Here is a 13,466-nt window from a genome sequence, read left to right as displayed (position 1 = left end):
TCCCGGCTCCGCTCGCGGTCAGGCGCCCAGGCCCCAGCGGTCGCGGCCGGCCCTGTCGCGCTCGGCGGCCTTCATCCGAGCCTCGTGGACGTGGCGGCGCCCGCCGGTGAACCTCGTCCGGATCCGCTCGTCGGACGCGACGAAAGGCTGGTAGTAGAGCTCGTCGTACTCCTCGACGATCTGGAACGTCCAGCGCCCATCAAGCACGTTGCGCCCGTGCAGCTCCCGGCGCAGCTGGGCGGCCGACCGCGGGTGCCCCGCCGCCGCCAGGTCTTCAATCGCCTCGGCGAGCGTCCGGTCCGCGTGGCCGGACAGCTGGTGGAACTCATACAGCGCCCCGCGGGCCCGTTCCACCCACTCCAGCGCCTCGCCGAGCTTCCCGACCGCCGCGCTGGTCGCCTCGTCCAGGCGCGGCACCGTCATCTCGTCCCCTGGCCGGCCAGCGCCGGACGACGTCGCACTGCTAGTCACCTCCGGCCAGTACCCGGCCGGCAATTGCCCACACCGCTGGCGGTGCTGGACTCCCGCATCGCCTCTCGCCTCGGCGAGACCGCTGCCCAACCACGAGGGCGGAAAAGCATTCGCCAGCGGCACGTTCGCTGGCCACCATGAGAGGCATGTTCCGGCACGACGCCTCCTCGCCCGCCGCGGTCGCGGGCGTTGTCGTGCTGACCTCGTCGGCGCTGACTTTCTCGGCGCTGGACTTCTCGGCCCCCTCGGCCGACGTGCTGCCCGGCGGCGCTCGACGCTGACTCTTCCCGGATCGTCCGGAGCCCCGCAGGGGAAGGGTCGGTAGGACCCAGGGGCTCACGGACGTCCAGCACAGAGGAAGAGATCATGGCCAAGCAGGCCTACGTCCGCACGAAGCCGCATCTCAACATCGGCACGATGGGTCACGTCGACCACGGGAAGACCACGCTCACCGCCGCGATCACGAAGGTGCTCGCCGACGGTGGCTCCGGCACGTTCATCCCGTTCGACCGGATCGACCGCGCCCCCGAGGAGATCGCTCGCGGCATCACGATCAACATCGCGCACGTCGAGTACGAGACCGCCAACCGGCACTACGCGCACGTCGACATGCCGGGCCACGCCGACTACGTGAAGAACATGATCACCGGAGCTGCGCAGCTCGACGGCGCGATCCTGGTGGTGTCGGCGCAGGACGGCATCATGCCGCAGACGACCGAGCACGTACTGCTGGCTCGGCACGTCGGAGTCAGGCACGTGGTGGTCGCGCTGAACAAGGCGGATGCCGCCGACCCAGAGCTCACCGACCTGGTGGAGCTCGAAATCCGCGAGTTGCTGTCGGCGCACGGCTACCCAGGTGAGGAGATTCCAGTGGTCCGCGTGTCGGGGCTGCGCGCGCTGGCGGGTGACCCCACGTGGACGGCCTCGATTGCCACGCTTCTCGACGCGGTCGACAGCTACGTCCCCGTCCCCGACCGCTACACCGGCGCGCCGTTCCTGCTTCCGGTGGAGAACGTCCTGACGATCACCGGCCGCGGGACGGTGGTAACCGGGGCGATCGAGCGGGGAACGGTCCGCGTCGGCGACCGGGTCGAGGTCCGCGGCCTCGGAACGGCGCTGACGACGGTGGTCACCGGCCTGGAGACGTTCGGCAAGCCAATGGACTCCGGTCAGGCCGGTGACAACGTCGCCCTACTGCTGCGCGGGGTGCAGCGCGGACAGATCCGGCGGGGAAACGTCGTCGCCGCGCCGGGAAGCGTGACGGTCCACCAACGGTTCGCCGCGCAGGTTCACCTGCTCACGGCGGCCGAGGGCGGCCGGCGCACCGCGATCGCGTCCGGCTACCGCCCGCAGTTCTACCTGCGGACCACGGACGTCGCCGGCGAGGTCGACCTGGGCGAGGCCGGCCTGGCGCTGCCGGGCGAGACCGCCGAGCTGACGGTCGAGCTCAGCAAGCCCGTGCCGCTGGAGACCGGGCTCGGCTTCGCCATCCGCGAGGGCGGCCGAACGGTCGGCGCCGGAACCGTCGTCACCGTGCTCGACTGACCGAGCCAGTCCCGGCCCGGCCAGCTCCACCAGTCGTCCGGGTGGGCGCGTTCGCCACGCCCACCCGGACGGCCTGGAGCCGCCATAGACCCGCAGAAATACGGCACCTGTCGGGTCAATCGGAATCGCCCGCGCCGCCGAGGCCACCCAGGGCGCTTGATCGTCGTTTTGGCCCTCAACCGGTTGCGCAGGCGCCTCCGCAACGACCCCGCGAGGGCCGAAACAACGATCAGGAACGAGCTCGACCGGATCCAATGAGGCTGAGACCGTCATTATCATCGGCGCCATGGAGATCGCCGAGCAGATCATCGCCGCCGTCAAACCGCTCAAGGGCGACGAGCTACACCAACTTTCGGCGGCGGCCTGGCAGGTTGCCAGAATTCAGATCGAGGCCGACGTCGCCATGAGAATGTTCGTCGAACAGGCGTTGGAGGCTGGCGCTTCCTGGGTCGAGGTCGGGGGCCTGCTCGGCATCGGCCACCGAGCGGCCAGGGAGCGCTTCGGGCCCGAAAGCACCGCCTCGGTCGCAGAGCCCTTCTCGCATTACACGAAGGACGCCTCGGACTCGGTCACCGCGGCGTCGAGGGAGGCCCGGACACTCGGCAGCCCCTACCTCGGCACTGAGCATCTTCTGTTAGGACTACTCGGTCAGCCCGGTTCCAGGGCCACGCGGGTTCTTGAGTGGCTCGACGTCTCGCACGCGTCGATACGCGACGCGGTGAACGAGGAGACAGTGCACCGCGAGGCCCCGTCGGCAGCGCATCTCGCCTTCACAGGCCGGGCCCAGGCAGTACTCCAGACGCACGCGCCGCGCGAGATGAGCCGCGCCCAAGCAGAACTCATCGACACCGACATCCTCCTGCTGGCGCTCCTCGCGGACGAGGGCGGCATAGCCCGCAGAGTCCTCGAGTCATCGGGCGTCACGGCGGATCGAGTGCGTTCCTGGCGAGCCCAGGCCACCTGACGACCGTCGACGTCCCCACCAGGTCAGGAGCGGAGGGCGTGGGATTCGAACCCACGATGAGGTTGCCCCCATAGCAGTTTTCAAGCTCCGCGATCAGCACCCGGACGGCCCGGCATGATCCGGCCAAACCCCTATCTAGCAGGGTGTTTTCCGTCCGTTAACCGGCCTCGCCCGGCTTCGCCCGACCGATTTCGGCCGCGTCCTCTGGGCACCCTCTGGGCACCGGGCCCGTCCGTCATCCCGCGCGAGCCGCACCGGCGGTGCCGCTACTGCGCGTCACCGGCGTCCGCCTTATCGGGCCGGTGCTCGGTGGCCCACGCCTCGACGTCGGGCGCCGACCACATCCGGATGTGTCCGACCTGGCCGACCGGCGCCGGGAAGTCGTCGCCGTGCGAAAGCTGGCGCGCGCGCTCCCGGCTGATGCCGAGGTGCGCGCCGATGTCCTTGGTCGTCCACAGCTGCGGAACGTCTCCCATGCCCCGCATCCTACTTGTGCACTGCGCAACTTTGCGATAGGTTGTGCATTGCACAACCAAGACGGGCCCGCCCGGAGCTGCGAACTCCGGAACGGGCCCTAACGGAACCGACCTGAGCAACCAGGAGGACCCCGCTAGTGACCATTCTCGACACCCGCCCGGCAGCAGCGCCGGCCGACCCGTTCGCCGCGCTGGACAGCTTCGGCGCGGACACCGACGAGATGGCGGCCCGCTTCGCCGCCGTCGTCGCCGACTTCACCCCGGCGCCCGCCGCGACCTGCCTCGGTTGCGGCCGCCGCATCACCGCTGCCGCGTCCGTGGCCCGCGGGTACGGCGAAGGCTGCTGGCGACGGGCCCGCCGGCGCGCCGCGCTGCTGGCCGGCTCGTTCTCGGACCGGCAGGTCGAGCAGGCCGTCGAGGCGGTCGAGGACGGCGCGATCGTCCCGGCCGAGACGCCCCGCGCCTGGCTCGTCGTCTCGTCCAAGGGCGACGAGGTGTACCAGACCGACGGTGCGGCCTGTGACTGCCCGGCCGGGCAGTCGGGCCGCATCTGCTGGCACCTGGCGTCCGTCGCGCTGGTCGAGCGGGCCGCCGCATGAACGCCCTGTGCACCAGGCCGAGCAGCGCCGCCGAGGCGTACGCGAAGGCCAACGCCGCGCTGTTCGCGCTCCTCGACGACCCAGACGTTGAGCGCGCCGCCGGTGCGGCCGACGCCGTCGAGCAGCTGCACGAGCTGTTCGCCCAGGCCGCGCCGCCCGCGCCCCGTGAGCCCTACGAGCCGTACCTGACCTGGCTCGCGTCGCTCGGCGACGTTCCCAGCCTGCGCTACCGCGCCGGCGCCGGCGACGTCCTGACCGTGTTCGCGTCGCTCATGGCCGAGCTGCGCGCGGCCCGGCCCGAGGCCGGTGACCGATGACCGGCCGCGCCTACCCGCTGCCCCGGCCGGACGACGACCCGCGGTTCACGTTCGGCCTGATGCTGGACGTCGCCGCGGTGCTCGCGCGGCGCGGCTATCCGACGCTCACGTCCGGCGCCGACCTCGTCGAGCTCCAGCAGGCACTGTTCGGCTTCCTGTACGCGGCGGCGCCGGATGACGGCCAGCAGCACGTTGAGGGGCCGGCCGTACCGGCGGCCCCAGTCGTGGTCGAGCGCTGCGAGTGCGGCGCCCTGGTCGCGGACCACCGCGGCGCCGGTTGGCGTGAGGCGGGGGCGTGCGGGTCGCTGGTCGCCTTCGCGCCGGCCACCCTGGCCGGTGTCGACTCGGTGGTCTGCCTCGGCACCGACAGCGAGCCGTGCGGCCATCTTGGCGCCGACCACAGCGACTGGGGCAAGCCGGGCGGCTGCCGCGGGTGCGGCTGCACCCGTTCCTACGACCACGGGAAGCCGGGTGACGACGACGCGGCGGGCACGGTCGCCGCGGCCGTCATCGGGGGCGCCCGCTGGACGTGGCGGTACGAAGGCGCCGGTATCTGGCAGCGGGTCGGCAGCGACGGCGCGCTCACCAGCCGCCAGCTGCGGGCGCTCGGCGCCGTCGTGACCGACCTGCCCGGCGCGTCGGCCGACGATGACGACCTTGCGCATCGGCGTGCCGGTGCCGAGGCGATGCTGCGCGCCGCCGAACGACGCGCTGGCACCGAGGCCGACAGCGACGGCCGGTGGACGGCGCAGGCCGGCCAGCTGGCCGACGAGATCGCCAGCATCGACCAGGCGCTACAGCCGGATGGTGACCAGTGAGGGCGTCGACGAAGGAGGCGCCGGTCATCCCGGCCGCGTTGCTGACCCCGTCGCGGGCCGAGCTGGACGCGGCGCGGGTCCGCATCGGCGACGTGGGCGCAGCGTTCTCCGCCGGCTATGCGGCCCTCGGCCTGGCGGCCACCGGCCTCGCGGGCGTCATCCGCCGGGCCCTAGCCGCCGGCGACATCGAGGCGGTAGCCGTCGCGGTGCGCCGGCTGGAGGCCCTCGACCAGGCCGCGGCCGAGCGCCGCGCCGCGGTCATCCACGCGGACCAGGCGCGTCCGGCGCTGCGGGTGGTGGGCGGCCGATGATCCGCGTCCTGATGGTGCTGGCCGTCCTCGCCGTCCTCGTGCCCGTGCCTGGTGTCGCCCTGGCCCTGGTCGTCCTCGCGGCGGCCGGGGCGGTCGCGCGGTTCGCGGTCTGGTCCTACCGGGCCGACCCGCCGGTGTGGCGGTCGCCCGGCCCGAACTGGTCTGGGAGGTTCGTGTGAGCGCCCACCCGAAGCACCTGCTCGTGCTGCCGATGCCGTGCACCGCCGGCGAGCTGCGCGCCGCGCTCGCCGGTCTCGTCGACGACGCGCCGCTCGTCGACGTAGCTCTCGCCGGCGAGGACGGCAAGGCGGTCACGGTCGAGGGCCTCACCGACGTGGTGCTGGTCGTCGGCCACGCCGACGGCGCACCTGCCCGGACGGTGGCGACACCCGGTGGCGAACCATCGCCACCCGTGGCGACCCCGGCCGCCGCCGTTCCCGCCGCGCGCGGCACGGGCCGCCGCGAGCTGGCCCGGCTGGTCGCCGCCGTGCCCGCCAACGACGCGCGCAGCGCCCGTCAGCTCGCCGAGGACCTGGCTCCCTCGGCCGGCCTCAAGCCGGCCAGCGCGCGCCGGTACCTGACCGATCTACGCGCGGGCGGCACTTCATGACCGAGCCGGACGCCGGCACCGTCACGCCGCCCGGGGGCCTGCTCGTCGCGGGCCCCTGGGCGGCGGCCGACGCTCCGGACGAGGAGCACACTCCGGTTGCCGTCGATCAGGCGCCGGCCGTCGAGCTGGACGGCCGCCCGTGGGAGGTGCCGCCCGATCGACGGCCGGTCGTCGCGCCGTGGGTCCGCGACGTCCGCCAGCTGCGCCGGGTCGCGTGGTGGGCCGCCGGCGAGGCGCTGCACCCGGTCGCCTTCCACGCCGCACGGCTGCCGCTCTACACCGGCCGGCTTGCCGCAGGCTCACCTCGAGGCGCCGCGCGCAGCGCGGCGACGGTGGCCCGGTGGGCGCTGGACGCGGGCGGCGCCGAGCGGCTCGGCGACGTCGACCGCAAGGACACCCCCGCGTACCTCGCACTCTCGGCACAGCGAGACGCCCGGCTACGCCGCCGGCTGCCGCTGGTCGGCGTCAGCCTGCTCGCCGGCGGCATCGGCGACGCGGTGCTCTACACCAAGGAGCCGACAGTCTTCGGGCTCACCACGGCCGCCGGCGTCCTGGCCCTCGGCGCGGTCGGCCGCCGGCGAGACCGGCCGCTGCTCGACTCCCCCACGACAGTGTCCGGCCGGGCGCCGAAGCTGACGTCCGACATCGTCGAGCGGGCGCTCGCGCACTGCGGCCTGCCCGCGGACATCGCGAAGAAGATCACGGCGAACGGGCTGGAATGGGTCGCGCCGATCGCGATCGACGGGCCCGGCTGGCGCGCGGAGTTCGATCTGCCGTACGGGGTCACCGTGGCCGAGGTCGCCGAGCATCGCGACAAGCTCGCCAGCGGCCTGCGCCGCCCGCTCGGCGCGGTATGGCCCGAGCCGGAGTCCGACGCGCACCCAGGCCGTATGGTCCTGTGGGTCGGCAAGGACACCCTGGCGAAGTCCAAGGCGCCCGCCTGGCCATTGCTCAACCGGGGCCAGGCGGACATCTTCGCGCCGCTGCCGTTCGGCTTCGACCAGCGGCTACGACCGGTCTCGGTCCCGCTGATCTTCGACTCGATCCTCATCGGGGCCATGCCCCGGTACGGCAAGACGATGGCGCTGCGCGTGCTGCTGCTCGGCGCCGCCCTGGACCCGTCCGTCTTGCTCTACATCTACGAGCTCAAGGGCACCGGCGACCTGTCGTCACCCGGCGAGCAGGTCGCGCACCGGTACGCCAGCGGCGCCGGCAACGCCACGTTGGCGGCGTGCATGGACGGGCTGCGCGAGGTGCACGCCGAGCTGGAGCGCCGGGCCGACATCATCCGCGGCCTGCCCAAGTCGGTGTGCCCGGAGAACAAGGTCACGCCCGAGCTGTCGCGCCGGCCCGGCAGCGGCCTGGCGCCGATCCTGTTCTCGATCGACGAGTGCCAGGAGCTGTTCAGCAGCAAGGAGCACAAGGACGAGGCGACCGAGTTGGCCGTCGCCATCATGAAGCGCGGCCCGGCGCTCGGCATCATCCTGGCGCTGGCCACGCAGCGCCCGAGCCGCGACAGCCTGCCGCTCGACATCTCGGCGAACATCGGGATCCGGCTGTGCCTGCGGGTCGCCGGCCACGTCGAGAACAACATGATCCTTGGCACCGGCATGTCGGCCCGCGGCGTCCAGGCGTACACGTTCACGCGCCGCGACAAGGGCATCGCGTACCTGGCAGGCGTCGAGGACGACCCGATCGTCGTGCGCGGCGCCTACCTCGACGCGCCGGCCGCCGAGCGGGTCGCCGACCGGGCCCGCGCGATCCGCGCGGCCGCGGGTCTGCTGACTGGGCATGCCGCGGGCGAGGTCGTCGAGCGCGACGAGGACACGCCGTTCGCGTTCCTGGCCGACGCCGTCCAGGTCGCCGAGGACCGGACGCACCTGGCCGTCCTCGCCGGGCGCCTGGCCGACGGGTGGCCCGAGCGGTACACCACGGCGGCCGGCGAGCCCTGGACCGCGCAGCAGATCGGCGCGCAGCTGCGCACGGCCGGCGTCGAGGTCGAGCCGCAGATGTGGGCGACCGGCACCAAGGGCACCGCGACCAACGCCGTCGGCGTCACCCGCGACGCGATCCGCCAGGCCATCGCGGCTAGGTCCGGGCAGGCCTAGGTCTAGGGCTGCGCCTAGGCGCCAAAATCCGCTCTGACCTGCGGGCTAGGCGCCTAGGTCACCCGGCCGGCGGGCGGGGTCGCCTGGCCCGCCTGGGACTCGTTGAGGGTCGGGGAGCCCTAGCCACTCACACACCCGGACGCACCGACACCCGCCCCTCATGCGGTCAGCGACGCGCGGGCGCCGGCGAGCGCCTGGCCCAACTCGGCGACCTCGCTGTCGCCGGCAGCAGCCTGGCGTAGGTGGGTGTGCAGATCGGCGACGCGAGTGATGACGCTGAGGTCTGCGTCCGGGGTCGCCGCGAGCGCGAGCCGGCCGTGGTGCGCCGCGGCGGCCGGGTCCGGCCGATCCGCGGCGAACAGGGCCTGGCCGATGGTGACGTGAGCCCAGCCGACGCCTTCACCATCGAACTCGCCGCCGGTGATGTAGGCGTCGGCCAGGTCGGCCGCTGGGCGGTGCTCGCCGAGCGTGGACAAGGTGACGGCGCCGAAAATGAGCTGATCACCGGTGGTCCATCGGAAGGTCGTCCGGCGGGACTCCGCGTACATGGTGTCGAGCGCGGTCCGCGCTTCGCCGGCCCGACCGGCCGCAGCGAGAGCCTCAGCCTGGTAGGCGGCCAGCCGGGCGCGCTGGGTGGGATGGGCCGTGTTGAGGCCAGCCGCGGCGAGCGCCGCCGCCTTGGCGTACTGCTTGGCGCTGAACGCCGTGCGCGACCGCAGGCCGGCGACCTGGCCGATCAGGAGTGGGTCTCCGGACTCGTCGGCGTACTGCCCGGCGAGTACGCCGAAGTGGCGCTGAATGGTCAGGTCTCCGGTCCTACGACCGAGGAAGGCGGCGCGGCAGGAGACAGCGCCGGCGACCATGAGCAGACGGGCGCGCACGGGTGCGCTGACGGGCCGGTCGAGCAGCACGTGCGCCGCGTGCCATTGGCTGGCCGCGCGCCCGAGCAGCACGGGCGTCGGGAGGTCGTAGATCTGCGCGCTTAGTTCGTCCGCATCGGCTTCCATCCGGTCGAGCGTCCGCGGCGTCGGGTCGGCTGTCGCGATGTCATCGCTTACCTGGCCCGCCAGCGCGACGATCGCCGCGAGGGAGAGGAACTCCCGCCGGTCCTGGTCCACGTCGGCCTCCTCTCCGGGCCCCTTCGTCCAGACTGCGCCGTCCGGTGACCACACGTCTACGGCACCCGAGCTACCCGCTCTTGGGGCCGCCGGAAATGTCTGTTCCGGTATCGACAGGCCGTGGCGGCGGGCGACCTGTTCCCGCGCGGCCTGCTCCCTCAGCGCGACAAGCTCACCGCCGGCGGCGAGGACCCGCTCGAGGGTCGCGACGACCTTCACGGACGGCACAGACCGGCCAGACAGCACGTCCGTCAGGTAGCGGGACGTGTACGACGCCGCGTCGGCGAGCTGCACGAGGGTCATCCCACGGGCGCGGGTGAGCTCGCGGACACGTCGGACAAGCCGGGTTCTGGAGTCGTCGTCTGCTGCGGTCACCGGCACCCCCGAACAGCGGCGGGCCGGAAGTAGTTGTTCCGGTCCCGACGGAACTGGATATTGCGCGCTGTTATCGAAACCGGCCGCAGCGTGTCATAGATCTGCCGGTGCGGTAACCGGTAGAGCCATATCGGGTGACGGCGCTGCTCGTCGGCATCCGTCCCACGACCCGATGCCGCCCGGACGACAACCCCTAATCCGGGCGGCGTCGGCACCAGCACGAGGCATCGGCGACCAGCAGCGCCGAAGGCCGGCAGAGAGGGCGCTGCCATGCCGACAGTTACCGCCCGAGCGATCTACCGTTAGCCGCCGCTAAGGCCACCCCGGAACGGACACGCTATGACCCTTGTAGATGACCGGCCGTCCACGCTGCGCACCGTTCAGCTGGAGCTCACCGGCCGCTGCCCGCTCGCCTGCCAGCACTGCCTGACCTCCAGCTCGCCGACCACGGCGCATGGGTCGATGACGCCCGCCGACTGGCTGGACGTCGTCGACCAGGTCGCCGCCGCCGGCACGCCGACCGTGCAGCTGATCGGCGGGGAACCCACCGCATCCCCCGCTTTCGGGCGAGTTCTCGAGCGGGCGCTGGGCCTCGGCCGGCAGGTCGAGGTGTTCTCGAACCTGCACTTCCCCGCCCAGCTGTGGCCCGTCCTGGACCGGCCAGGAGTGACGCTCGCGACGTCGTACTACGACACCGACCCGACGGTCCACGACCGGGTGACCGGTCGGGCTGGTAGTCACGCGCGCACCCGGGCGCGGATCGTCGAGGCGCTCGCCCGGCACGTTCCGATCCGCGTCGAGATCATCGAGGTGATCGACGGGCAGAACCTCGACGCCACCCGCGCCGAGCTGCTCGGCCTTGGCCTCCCGGCCGACCGGATCCACGTCGACCGGACGCGGCTCGTGGGCCGGGCTGCGGGTGGTGAGGCGTTCGATCCCGGCGAGCTGTGTGGACGCTGCGGCCACGGCAAGGCCGCGGTGCTCCCCGACGGGACGCTTGCGCCGTGCGTCATGGCCCGGGCCCTGGCCGCTGGCGACGTCCGGACCGCGCCACTCGCCGAGTTGCTCACCAGAGAGGTCTGGCGGGCCGCGGTCGCCGCCGTGCCGCCGCGGGCCTCGTCCGGGTGCAGCCCTGACGACTCGGCCTGCGGTCCGGACAGCGAGGCGTGCGGGCCCGACTACCCCGAGGTGGGCGCATGATCGCCGTCGCCGCGTCGGACGACGAGTGGCCGGCGCTCGCCCGCGACCTCGCCGACAAGGTGACCCATCCCGGGTCTCGGTGGCACCCTGTCATCGCGTCCATACCCAGGCACGCGTTCGTGCCCGCCTGGTGGGCCCGGAGCGACGGCGGGTGGCAGCTGCGCCGCGGCCCGCTCGCCGAGGTGTACGTCAACCAGACGCTGGTGACCCGCGTCGGCCCGCACCACGCCAATCACGGCTACCCGCCCGGCGGGCCACCCGTTGGACGCTCGACCTCGTCCTCGACGCTGCCGGGGCTGCTGCTGACGATGTACCGAGATGCGCAGCTCGCCGAGGGGCTCGACATCGCCGACGTCGGCACCGGATCGGGATACGGCGCGGCGCTGCTCGCTACCCGGTACGGCGCCAGCCACGTCACCACGATGGACGTCGACCCCTACCTCGTCGAAGCCGCGGCGGTCGCGCTCGACGCGGGCGGCCTGGCCCCGGCCGCACAGGTCGTGGACGCAACCGGACCGCTGCCCGGGACCTACGACAGGATCGTCTCCACCGTCTCGGTGCGGTCGATCCCGCCGTCCTGGCTGGCCGCGCTGCGGCCCGGCGGCCGGCTCGTCACGTCGATCACAGGCACCTGGTTGGTCCTCACCGCGTGGCGGACCGCCGACGGCGAGATCTGGGGCAAAGTGGCGCGGCATTGGGCCGGGTTCATGCCCACGAGGAGCGGCGGCGACTACCCGCCTGAGTGGGCCGACTTCGCCGACCTCGCGACCCGTGACGGCGACGAGGTCGGCGCCGGCCGCTACCCGGTGCTTGACATCGACGACGCGTGGGAACTGTCGACGATGCTGGCGCTCGCCGCGGGAGTCGACGTCGAGCACCAGTACCTGCCGCCGGGCCCGGACGGCGCCCACACGGCGCTGATGGCCCACCCGGACGGCTCCTGGGCCCGGGCCACCGCGATCGGTACTGAGGCGCCGCTGGTCCACCAGGGCGGACCGCGGCGGCTCTGGGACCTCCTCGACGGGGTCCGCGACGACTGGCTACGCATGGGAATGGCCCCATGGCTCGGCGCCCACGCCCTGGTCAGGCCGGACGGCGCCGTGGTCCTCGCGATGGGCAGCTGGCGGGCAACGATCCCCGCCACCCCGTGACAGCGGGGCTTAGGGGAGGCGCCACCCGGGCCGGTGCTCGTCGAGCCACACCTCGACCTCGGCCCGGCGCCACAGCCGGGTCTGGCCATCGGACGTCGTGAGCCAGGGCGCCGGGAAGTCCCGCCGGCTCACGATCACGTTCGCTCGCTGCCGGGACAGCCCGAGCGTGGCCCGGACGTCGCCGAACGAGACGAGATCCTCGGCCCGCGCCCACTGCGGGCCGGGGCTGCTGTCGCTGGCCACGGACAGGACTGTCCGTCCGTTACTGCTGACGCTGACGGCAGTCCTTGACGGCTGTCCTGCGACCTGCCAGCGTGCCCGATACATCGCGCGCCGTCACGGGGCGCACGAAAGAGAACCCCGTCCGGGGTTCCAGGTGGTTGCACACCTGGCGGACGGGGCGCTCACGACGCCACGGGAGGGCGCCGTATGGCTCCATCATCCACCCCCAGACCAGCCCGCAGGGCCGTTGTCGTCGCGGGGGCTCTCACTGCCGCCGGGGTCGCGCTGCCGACCGCCAGCGGCGGTTCCGACCTGCGCGACCAGCTCGGCGACGCGATAGGTCAGACGCGCGCCGCCTGGGAGCTGCTGCCACCGATCACCGTGGTTGACGCCTGCCAGCACTGGGCCCATCTCGCCGAGGGCCGGCCCGGTGACGACTGGGCGGCGCTACGCGGCCAGGTCGCCCTGCTCCACGCCCGCGCGCTCGCCGACATCGGCGAAACGCACCCCGCGCTGGACCGGGCCGAGGCCGCCCGCAAGTACGCACGGCAGATCGGCGACCCACAGACCCACGCGTGGGCGACGCTCGTCGCCGCCGAGGTCCACGACGCCGCACAGCCCGGGTCGGTCGTACCGATGCGGATGGCAGCCATTGCCGCCGAGCGGGCCGGCAAGTCGTGGGTCGGCGTCCACGCCGCCGTCGTCCGCGCATGCCTCATCGGCCGGGCCGGAGAGCCCGGCATGGCCCGCGTGGTCGACGCGGCGACGGACGCCGACCAGCTCGTCGGGACGCTCGCCGACCCGACGCCCGGCGAGTTCACCGCGCCGCAGGCCTTCGCGTTCATCGCGGTCGCGTTGACCCGGGTCGGGATGTTCGTGCCGGCCCGGCGCCGGCTGGCCGACGTGGCGGATGCCTTCTCGCCGCGCAGCCAGCCCGGGATGGCCTCGGCCATCGCGATCTGGCAGGCCGGCACCGAGCTTGCCGCCGGCGACGTCCTGACGGCCGGCGCGCACGCCGCCCGCGCCGTGGACATCGCCCAGGACCGGCCGACGGCATGGCTGGCGGACTCGATCCTCGCGCAGAACACCCGGGCCGGCGGCCAAGGCGGCTACGGCAAGGTCACGGCGCGGGTCGCGGGCTGGCCGAGCACGCTCACCGGCCCGGTCTGACGGGCCGGCCG

General features: G+C 73.2%; 17 protein-coding genes. 13 read left to right on the top strand and 4 right to left on the bottom strand.

The window, feature by feature from the left end:
- Nucleotides 1-18: 18 nt before the first annotated feature.
- Nucleotides 19-423 carry a hypothetical protein gene (locus FRAEUI1C_RS01400; RefSeq protein WP_013421488.1) on the bottom strand — a complete coding sequence of 135 codons (405 nt, stop codon included), beginning with the start codon at nucleotides 421-423 and terminating at the stop codon, nucleotides 19-21.
- Nucleotides 424-617: 194 nt separating this feature from the next.
- On the opposite strand from FRAEUI1C_RS01400, the gene FRAEUI1C_RS41530 reads away from it, so the two are divergent.
- From FRAEUI1C_RS41530 to FRAEUI1C_RS01390, 3 genes are all read left to right on the top strand, one after another.
- Nucleotides 618-752, top strand: coding sequence for a hypothetical protein (locus tag FRAEUI1C_RS41530; RefSeq protein WP_269724386.1), 135 nt, complete (start codon nucleotides 618-620; stop codon nucleotides 750-752).
- An 85-nt stretch (nucleotides 753-837) separates the two neighbouring features.
- Nucleotides 838-2,016, top strand: coding sequence for an elongation factor Tu (gene tuf / locus FRAEUI1C_RS01395; protein ID WP_013421487.1), 1,179 nt, complete (start codon nucleotides 838-840; stop codon nucleotides 2,014-2,016).
- Between the two features lie 286 nt (nucleotides 2,017-2,302).
- Entirely contained in the window at nucleotides 2,303-2,980 is a 678-nt protein-coding gene (locus tag FRAEUI1C_RS01390; RefSeq protein ID WP_013421486.1) for a Clp protease N-terminal domain-containing protein, read from the top strand.
- Nucleotides 2,981-3,246: 266 nt separating this feature from the next.
- On the opposite strand, the gene FRAEUI1C_RS01385 is transcribed toward FRAEUI1C_RS01390, so the two are convergent.
- Entirely contained in the window at nucleotides 3,247-3,456 is a 210-nt protein-coding gene (locus FRAEUI1C_RS01385) for a DNA-directed RNA polymerase sigma-70 factor (protein ID WP_013421485.1), read from the bottom strand.
- Between the two features lie 137 nt (nucleotides 3,457-3,593).
- On the opposite strand from FRAEUI1C_RS01385, the gene FRAEUI1C_RS01380 reads away from it, so the two are divergent.
- Genes FRAEUI1C_RS01380 through FRAEUI1C_RS01350 form a run of 7 tightly spaced genes read left to right on the top strand, consistent with a single transcriptional unit; the run spans nucleotide 3,594 to nucleotide 8,219 of the window.
- Nucleotides 3,594-4,055: a DUF6011 domain-containing protein gene (locus FRAEUI1C_RS01380; RefSeq protein WP_013421484.1), complete on the top strand. Its 462-nt coding sequence runs from the start codon at nucleotides 3,594-3,596 to the stop codon at nucleotides 4,053-4,055.
- Nucleotides 4,052-4,372 (top strand): hypothetical protein, encoded by a 321-nt coding sequence (locus tag FRAEUI1C_RS01375; protein ID WP_013421483.1) that lies wholly within the window; start codon nucleotides 4,052-4,054, stop codon nucleotides 4,370-4,372. The genes FRAEUI1C_RS01380 and FRAEUI1C_RS01375 overlap by 4 nt, the downstream gene beginning before the upstream one ends.
- A complete protein-coding gene (locus FRAEUI1C_RS39275; RefSeq protein ID WP_013421482.1) occupies nucleotides 4,369-5,190 on the top strand; it encodes a hypothetical protein in 822 nt (273 codons plus the stop codon). Before FRAEUI1C_RS01375 ends, FRAEUI1C_RS39275 begins: the two co-directional genes overlap by 4 nt.
- Nucleotides 5,187-5,501 carry a hypothetical protein gene (locus tag FRAEUI1C_RS01365; protein ID WP_013421481.1) on the top strand — a complete coding sequence of 105 codons (315 nt, stop codon included), beginning with the start codon at nucleotides 5,187-5,189 and terminating at the stop codon, nucleotides 5,499-5,501. Before FRAEUI1C_RS39275 ends, FRAEUI1C_RS01365 begins: the two co-directional genes overlap by 4 nt.
- A complete protein-coding gene (locus FRAEUI1C_RS01360; RefSeq protein ID WP_013421480.1) occupies nucleotides 5,498-5,680 on the top strand; it encodes a hypothetical protein in 183 nt (60 codons plus the stop codon). The genes FRAEUI1C_RS01365 and FRAEUI1C_RS01360 overlap by 4 nt, the downstream gene beginning before the upstream one ends.
- The gene (locus FRAEUI1C_RS01355) at nucleotides 5,677-6,111 is read left to right on the top strand and encodes a hypothetical protein (protein WP_013421479.1); all 435 of its coding nucleotides are present in this window, start codon (nucleotides 5,677-5,679) and stop codon (nucleotides 6,109-6,111) included. The genes FRAEUI1C_RS01360 and FRAEUI1C_RS01355 overlap by 4 nt, the downstream gene beginning before the upstream one ends.
- Complete coding sequence (locus tag FRAEUI1C_RS01350) at nucleotides 6,108-8,219, top strand: FtsK/SpoIIIE domain-containing protein (RefSeq protein WP_013421478.1); 2,112 nt, start codon at nucleotides 6,108-6,110, stop codon at nucleotides 8,217-8,219. The genes FRAEUI1C_RS01355 and FRAEUI1C_RS01350 overlap by 4 nt, the downstream gene beginning before the upstream one ends.
- Nucleotides 8,220-8,377: 158 nt before the next feature.
- Here FRAEUI1C_RS01350 and FRAEUI1C_RS01345 read toward each other — a convergent pair whose 3' ends face one another.
- Complete coding sequence (locus tag FRAEUI1C_RS01345; protein ID WP_157734775.1) at nucleotides 8,378-9,712, bottom strand: helix-turn-helix domain-containing protein; 1,335 nt, start codon at nucleotides 9,710-9,712, stop codon at nucleotides 8,378-8,380.
- 339 nt (nucleotides 9,713-10,051) lie between these two features.
- Between FRAEUI1C_RS01345 and FRAEUI1C_RS01340 the strand changes: the two genes are divergently transcribed.
- The gene (locus FRAEUI1C_RS01340; protein ID WP_013421476.1) at nucleotides 10,052-10,912 is read left to right on the top strand and encodes a radical SAM protein; all 861 of its coding nucleotides are present in this window, start codon (nucleotides 10,052-10,054) and stop codon (nucleotides 10,910-10,912) included.
- The gene (locus FRAEUI1C_RS01335) at nucleotides 10,909-12,063 is read left to right on the top strand and encodes a methyltransferase domain-containing protein (protein WP_013421475.1); all 1,155 of its coding nucleotides are present in this window, start codon (nucleotides 10,909-10,911) and stop codon (nucleotides 12,061-12,063) included. The genes FRAEUI1C_RS01340 and FRAEUI1C_RS01335 overlap by 4 nt, the downstream gene beginning before the upstream one ends.
- Nucleotides 12,064-12,072: 9 nt before the next feature.
- Here FRAEUI1C_RS01335 and FRAEUI1C_RS01330 read toward each other — a convergent pair whose 3' ends face one another.
- Nucleotides 12,073-12,306: a hypothetical protein gene (locus FRAEUI1C_RS01330; RefSeq protein ID WP_013421474.1), complete on the bottom strand. Its 234-nt coding sequence runs from the start codon at nucleotides 12,304-12,306 to the stop codon at nucleotides 12,073-12,075.
- A 186-nt stretch (nucleotides 12,307-12,492) separates the two neighbouring features.
- Between FRAEUI1C_RS01330 and FRAEUI1C_RS01325 the strand changes: the two genes are divergently transcribed.
- Nucleotides 12,493-13,455 carry a hypothetical protein gene (locus tag FRAEUI1C_RS01325; protein ID WP_013421473.1) on the top strand — a complete coding sequence of 321 codons (963 nt, stop codon included), beginning with the start codon at nucleotides 12,493-12,495 and terminating at the stop codon, nucleotides 13,453-13,455.
- The last annotated feature ends 11 nt before the right edge of the window (nucleotides 13,456-13,466 follow it).

Source organism: Pseudofrankia inefficax (assembly GCF_000166135.1).
GTDB classification, from domain to species: domain Bacteria; phylum Actinomycetota; class Actinomycetes; order Frankiales; family Frankiaceae; genus Pseudofrankia; species Pseudofrankia inefficax.
The sequence above is the reverse complement of the archived record's forward strand: the minus strand, read 5'-3'. Positions and strand labels throughout refer to the sequence as shown.

What these genes read in the sequence shown, in the direction of transcription:
- FRAEUI1C_RS01400 (WP_013421488.1), bottom strand. Translation starts at nt 423, where the DNA reads ATGACGGTGCCGCGCCTGGACGAGGCGACCAGCGCGGCGGTCGGGAAG.
- FRAEUI1C_RS41530 (WP_269724386.1), top strand. Translation starts at nt 618, where the DNA reads ATGTTCCGGCACGACGCCTCCTCGCCCGCCGCGGTCGCGGGCGTTGTC.
- tuf (WP_013421487.1), top strand. Translation starts at nt 838, where the DNA reads ATGGCCAAGCAGGCCTACGTCCGCACGAAGCCGCATCTCAACATCGGC.
- FRAEUI1C_RS01390 (WP_013421486.1), top strand. Translation starts at nt 2,303, where the DNA reads ATGGAGATCGCCGAGCAGATCATCGCCGCCGTCAAACCGCTCAAGGGC.
- FRAEUI1C_RS01385 (WP_013421485.1), bottom strand. Translation starts at nt 3,456, where the DNA reads ATGGGAGACGTTCCGCAGCTGTGGACGACCAAGGACATCGGCGCGCAC.
- FRAEUI1C_RS01375 (WP_013421483.1), top strand. Translation starts at nt 4,052, where the DNA reads ATGAACGCCCTGTGCACCAGGCCGAGCAGCGCCGCCGAGGCGTACGCG.
- FRAEUI1C_RS39275 (WP_013421482.1), top strand. Translation starts at nt 4,369, where the DNA reads ATGACCGGCCGCGCCTACCCGCTGCCCCGGCCGGACGACGACCCGCGG.
- FRAEUI1C_RS01360 (WP_013421480.1), top strand. Translation starts at nt 5,498, where the DNA reads ATGATCCGCGTCCTGATGGTGCTGGCCGTCCTCGCCGTCCTCGTGCCC.
- FRAEUI1C_RS01350 (WP_013421478.1), top strand. Translation starts at nt 6,108, where the DNA reads ATGACCGAGCCGGACGCCGGCACCGTCACGCCGCCCGGGGGCCTGCTC.
- FRAEUI1C_RS01340 (WP_013421476.1), top strand. Translation starts at nt 10,052, where the DNA reads ATGACCCTTGTAGATGACCGGCCGTCCACGCTGCGCACCGTTCAGCTG.
- FRAEUI1C_RS01335 (WP_013421475.1), top strand. Translation starts at nt 10,909, where the DNA reads ATGATCGCCGTCGCCGCGTCGGACGACGAGTGGCCGGCGCTCGCCCGC.
- FRAEUI1C_RS01325 (WP_013421473.1), top strand. Translation starts at nt 12,493, where the DNA reads ATGGCTCCATCATCCACCCCCAGACCAGCCCGCAGGGCCGTTGTCGTC.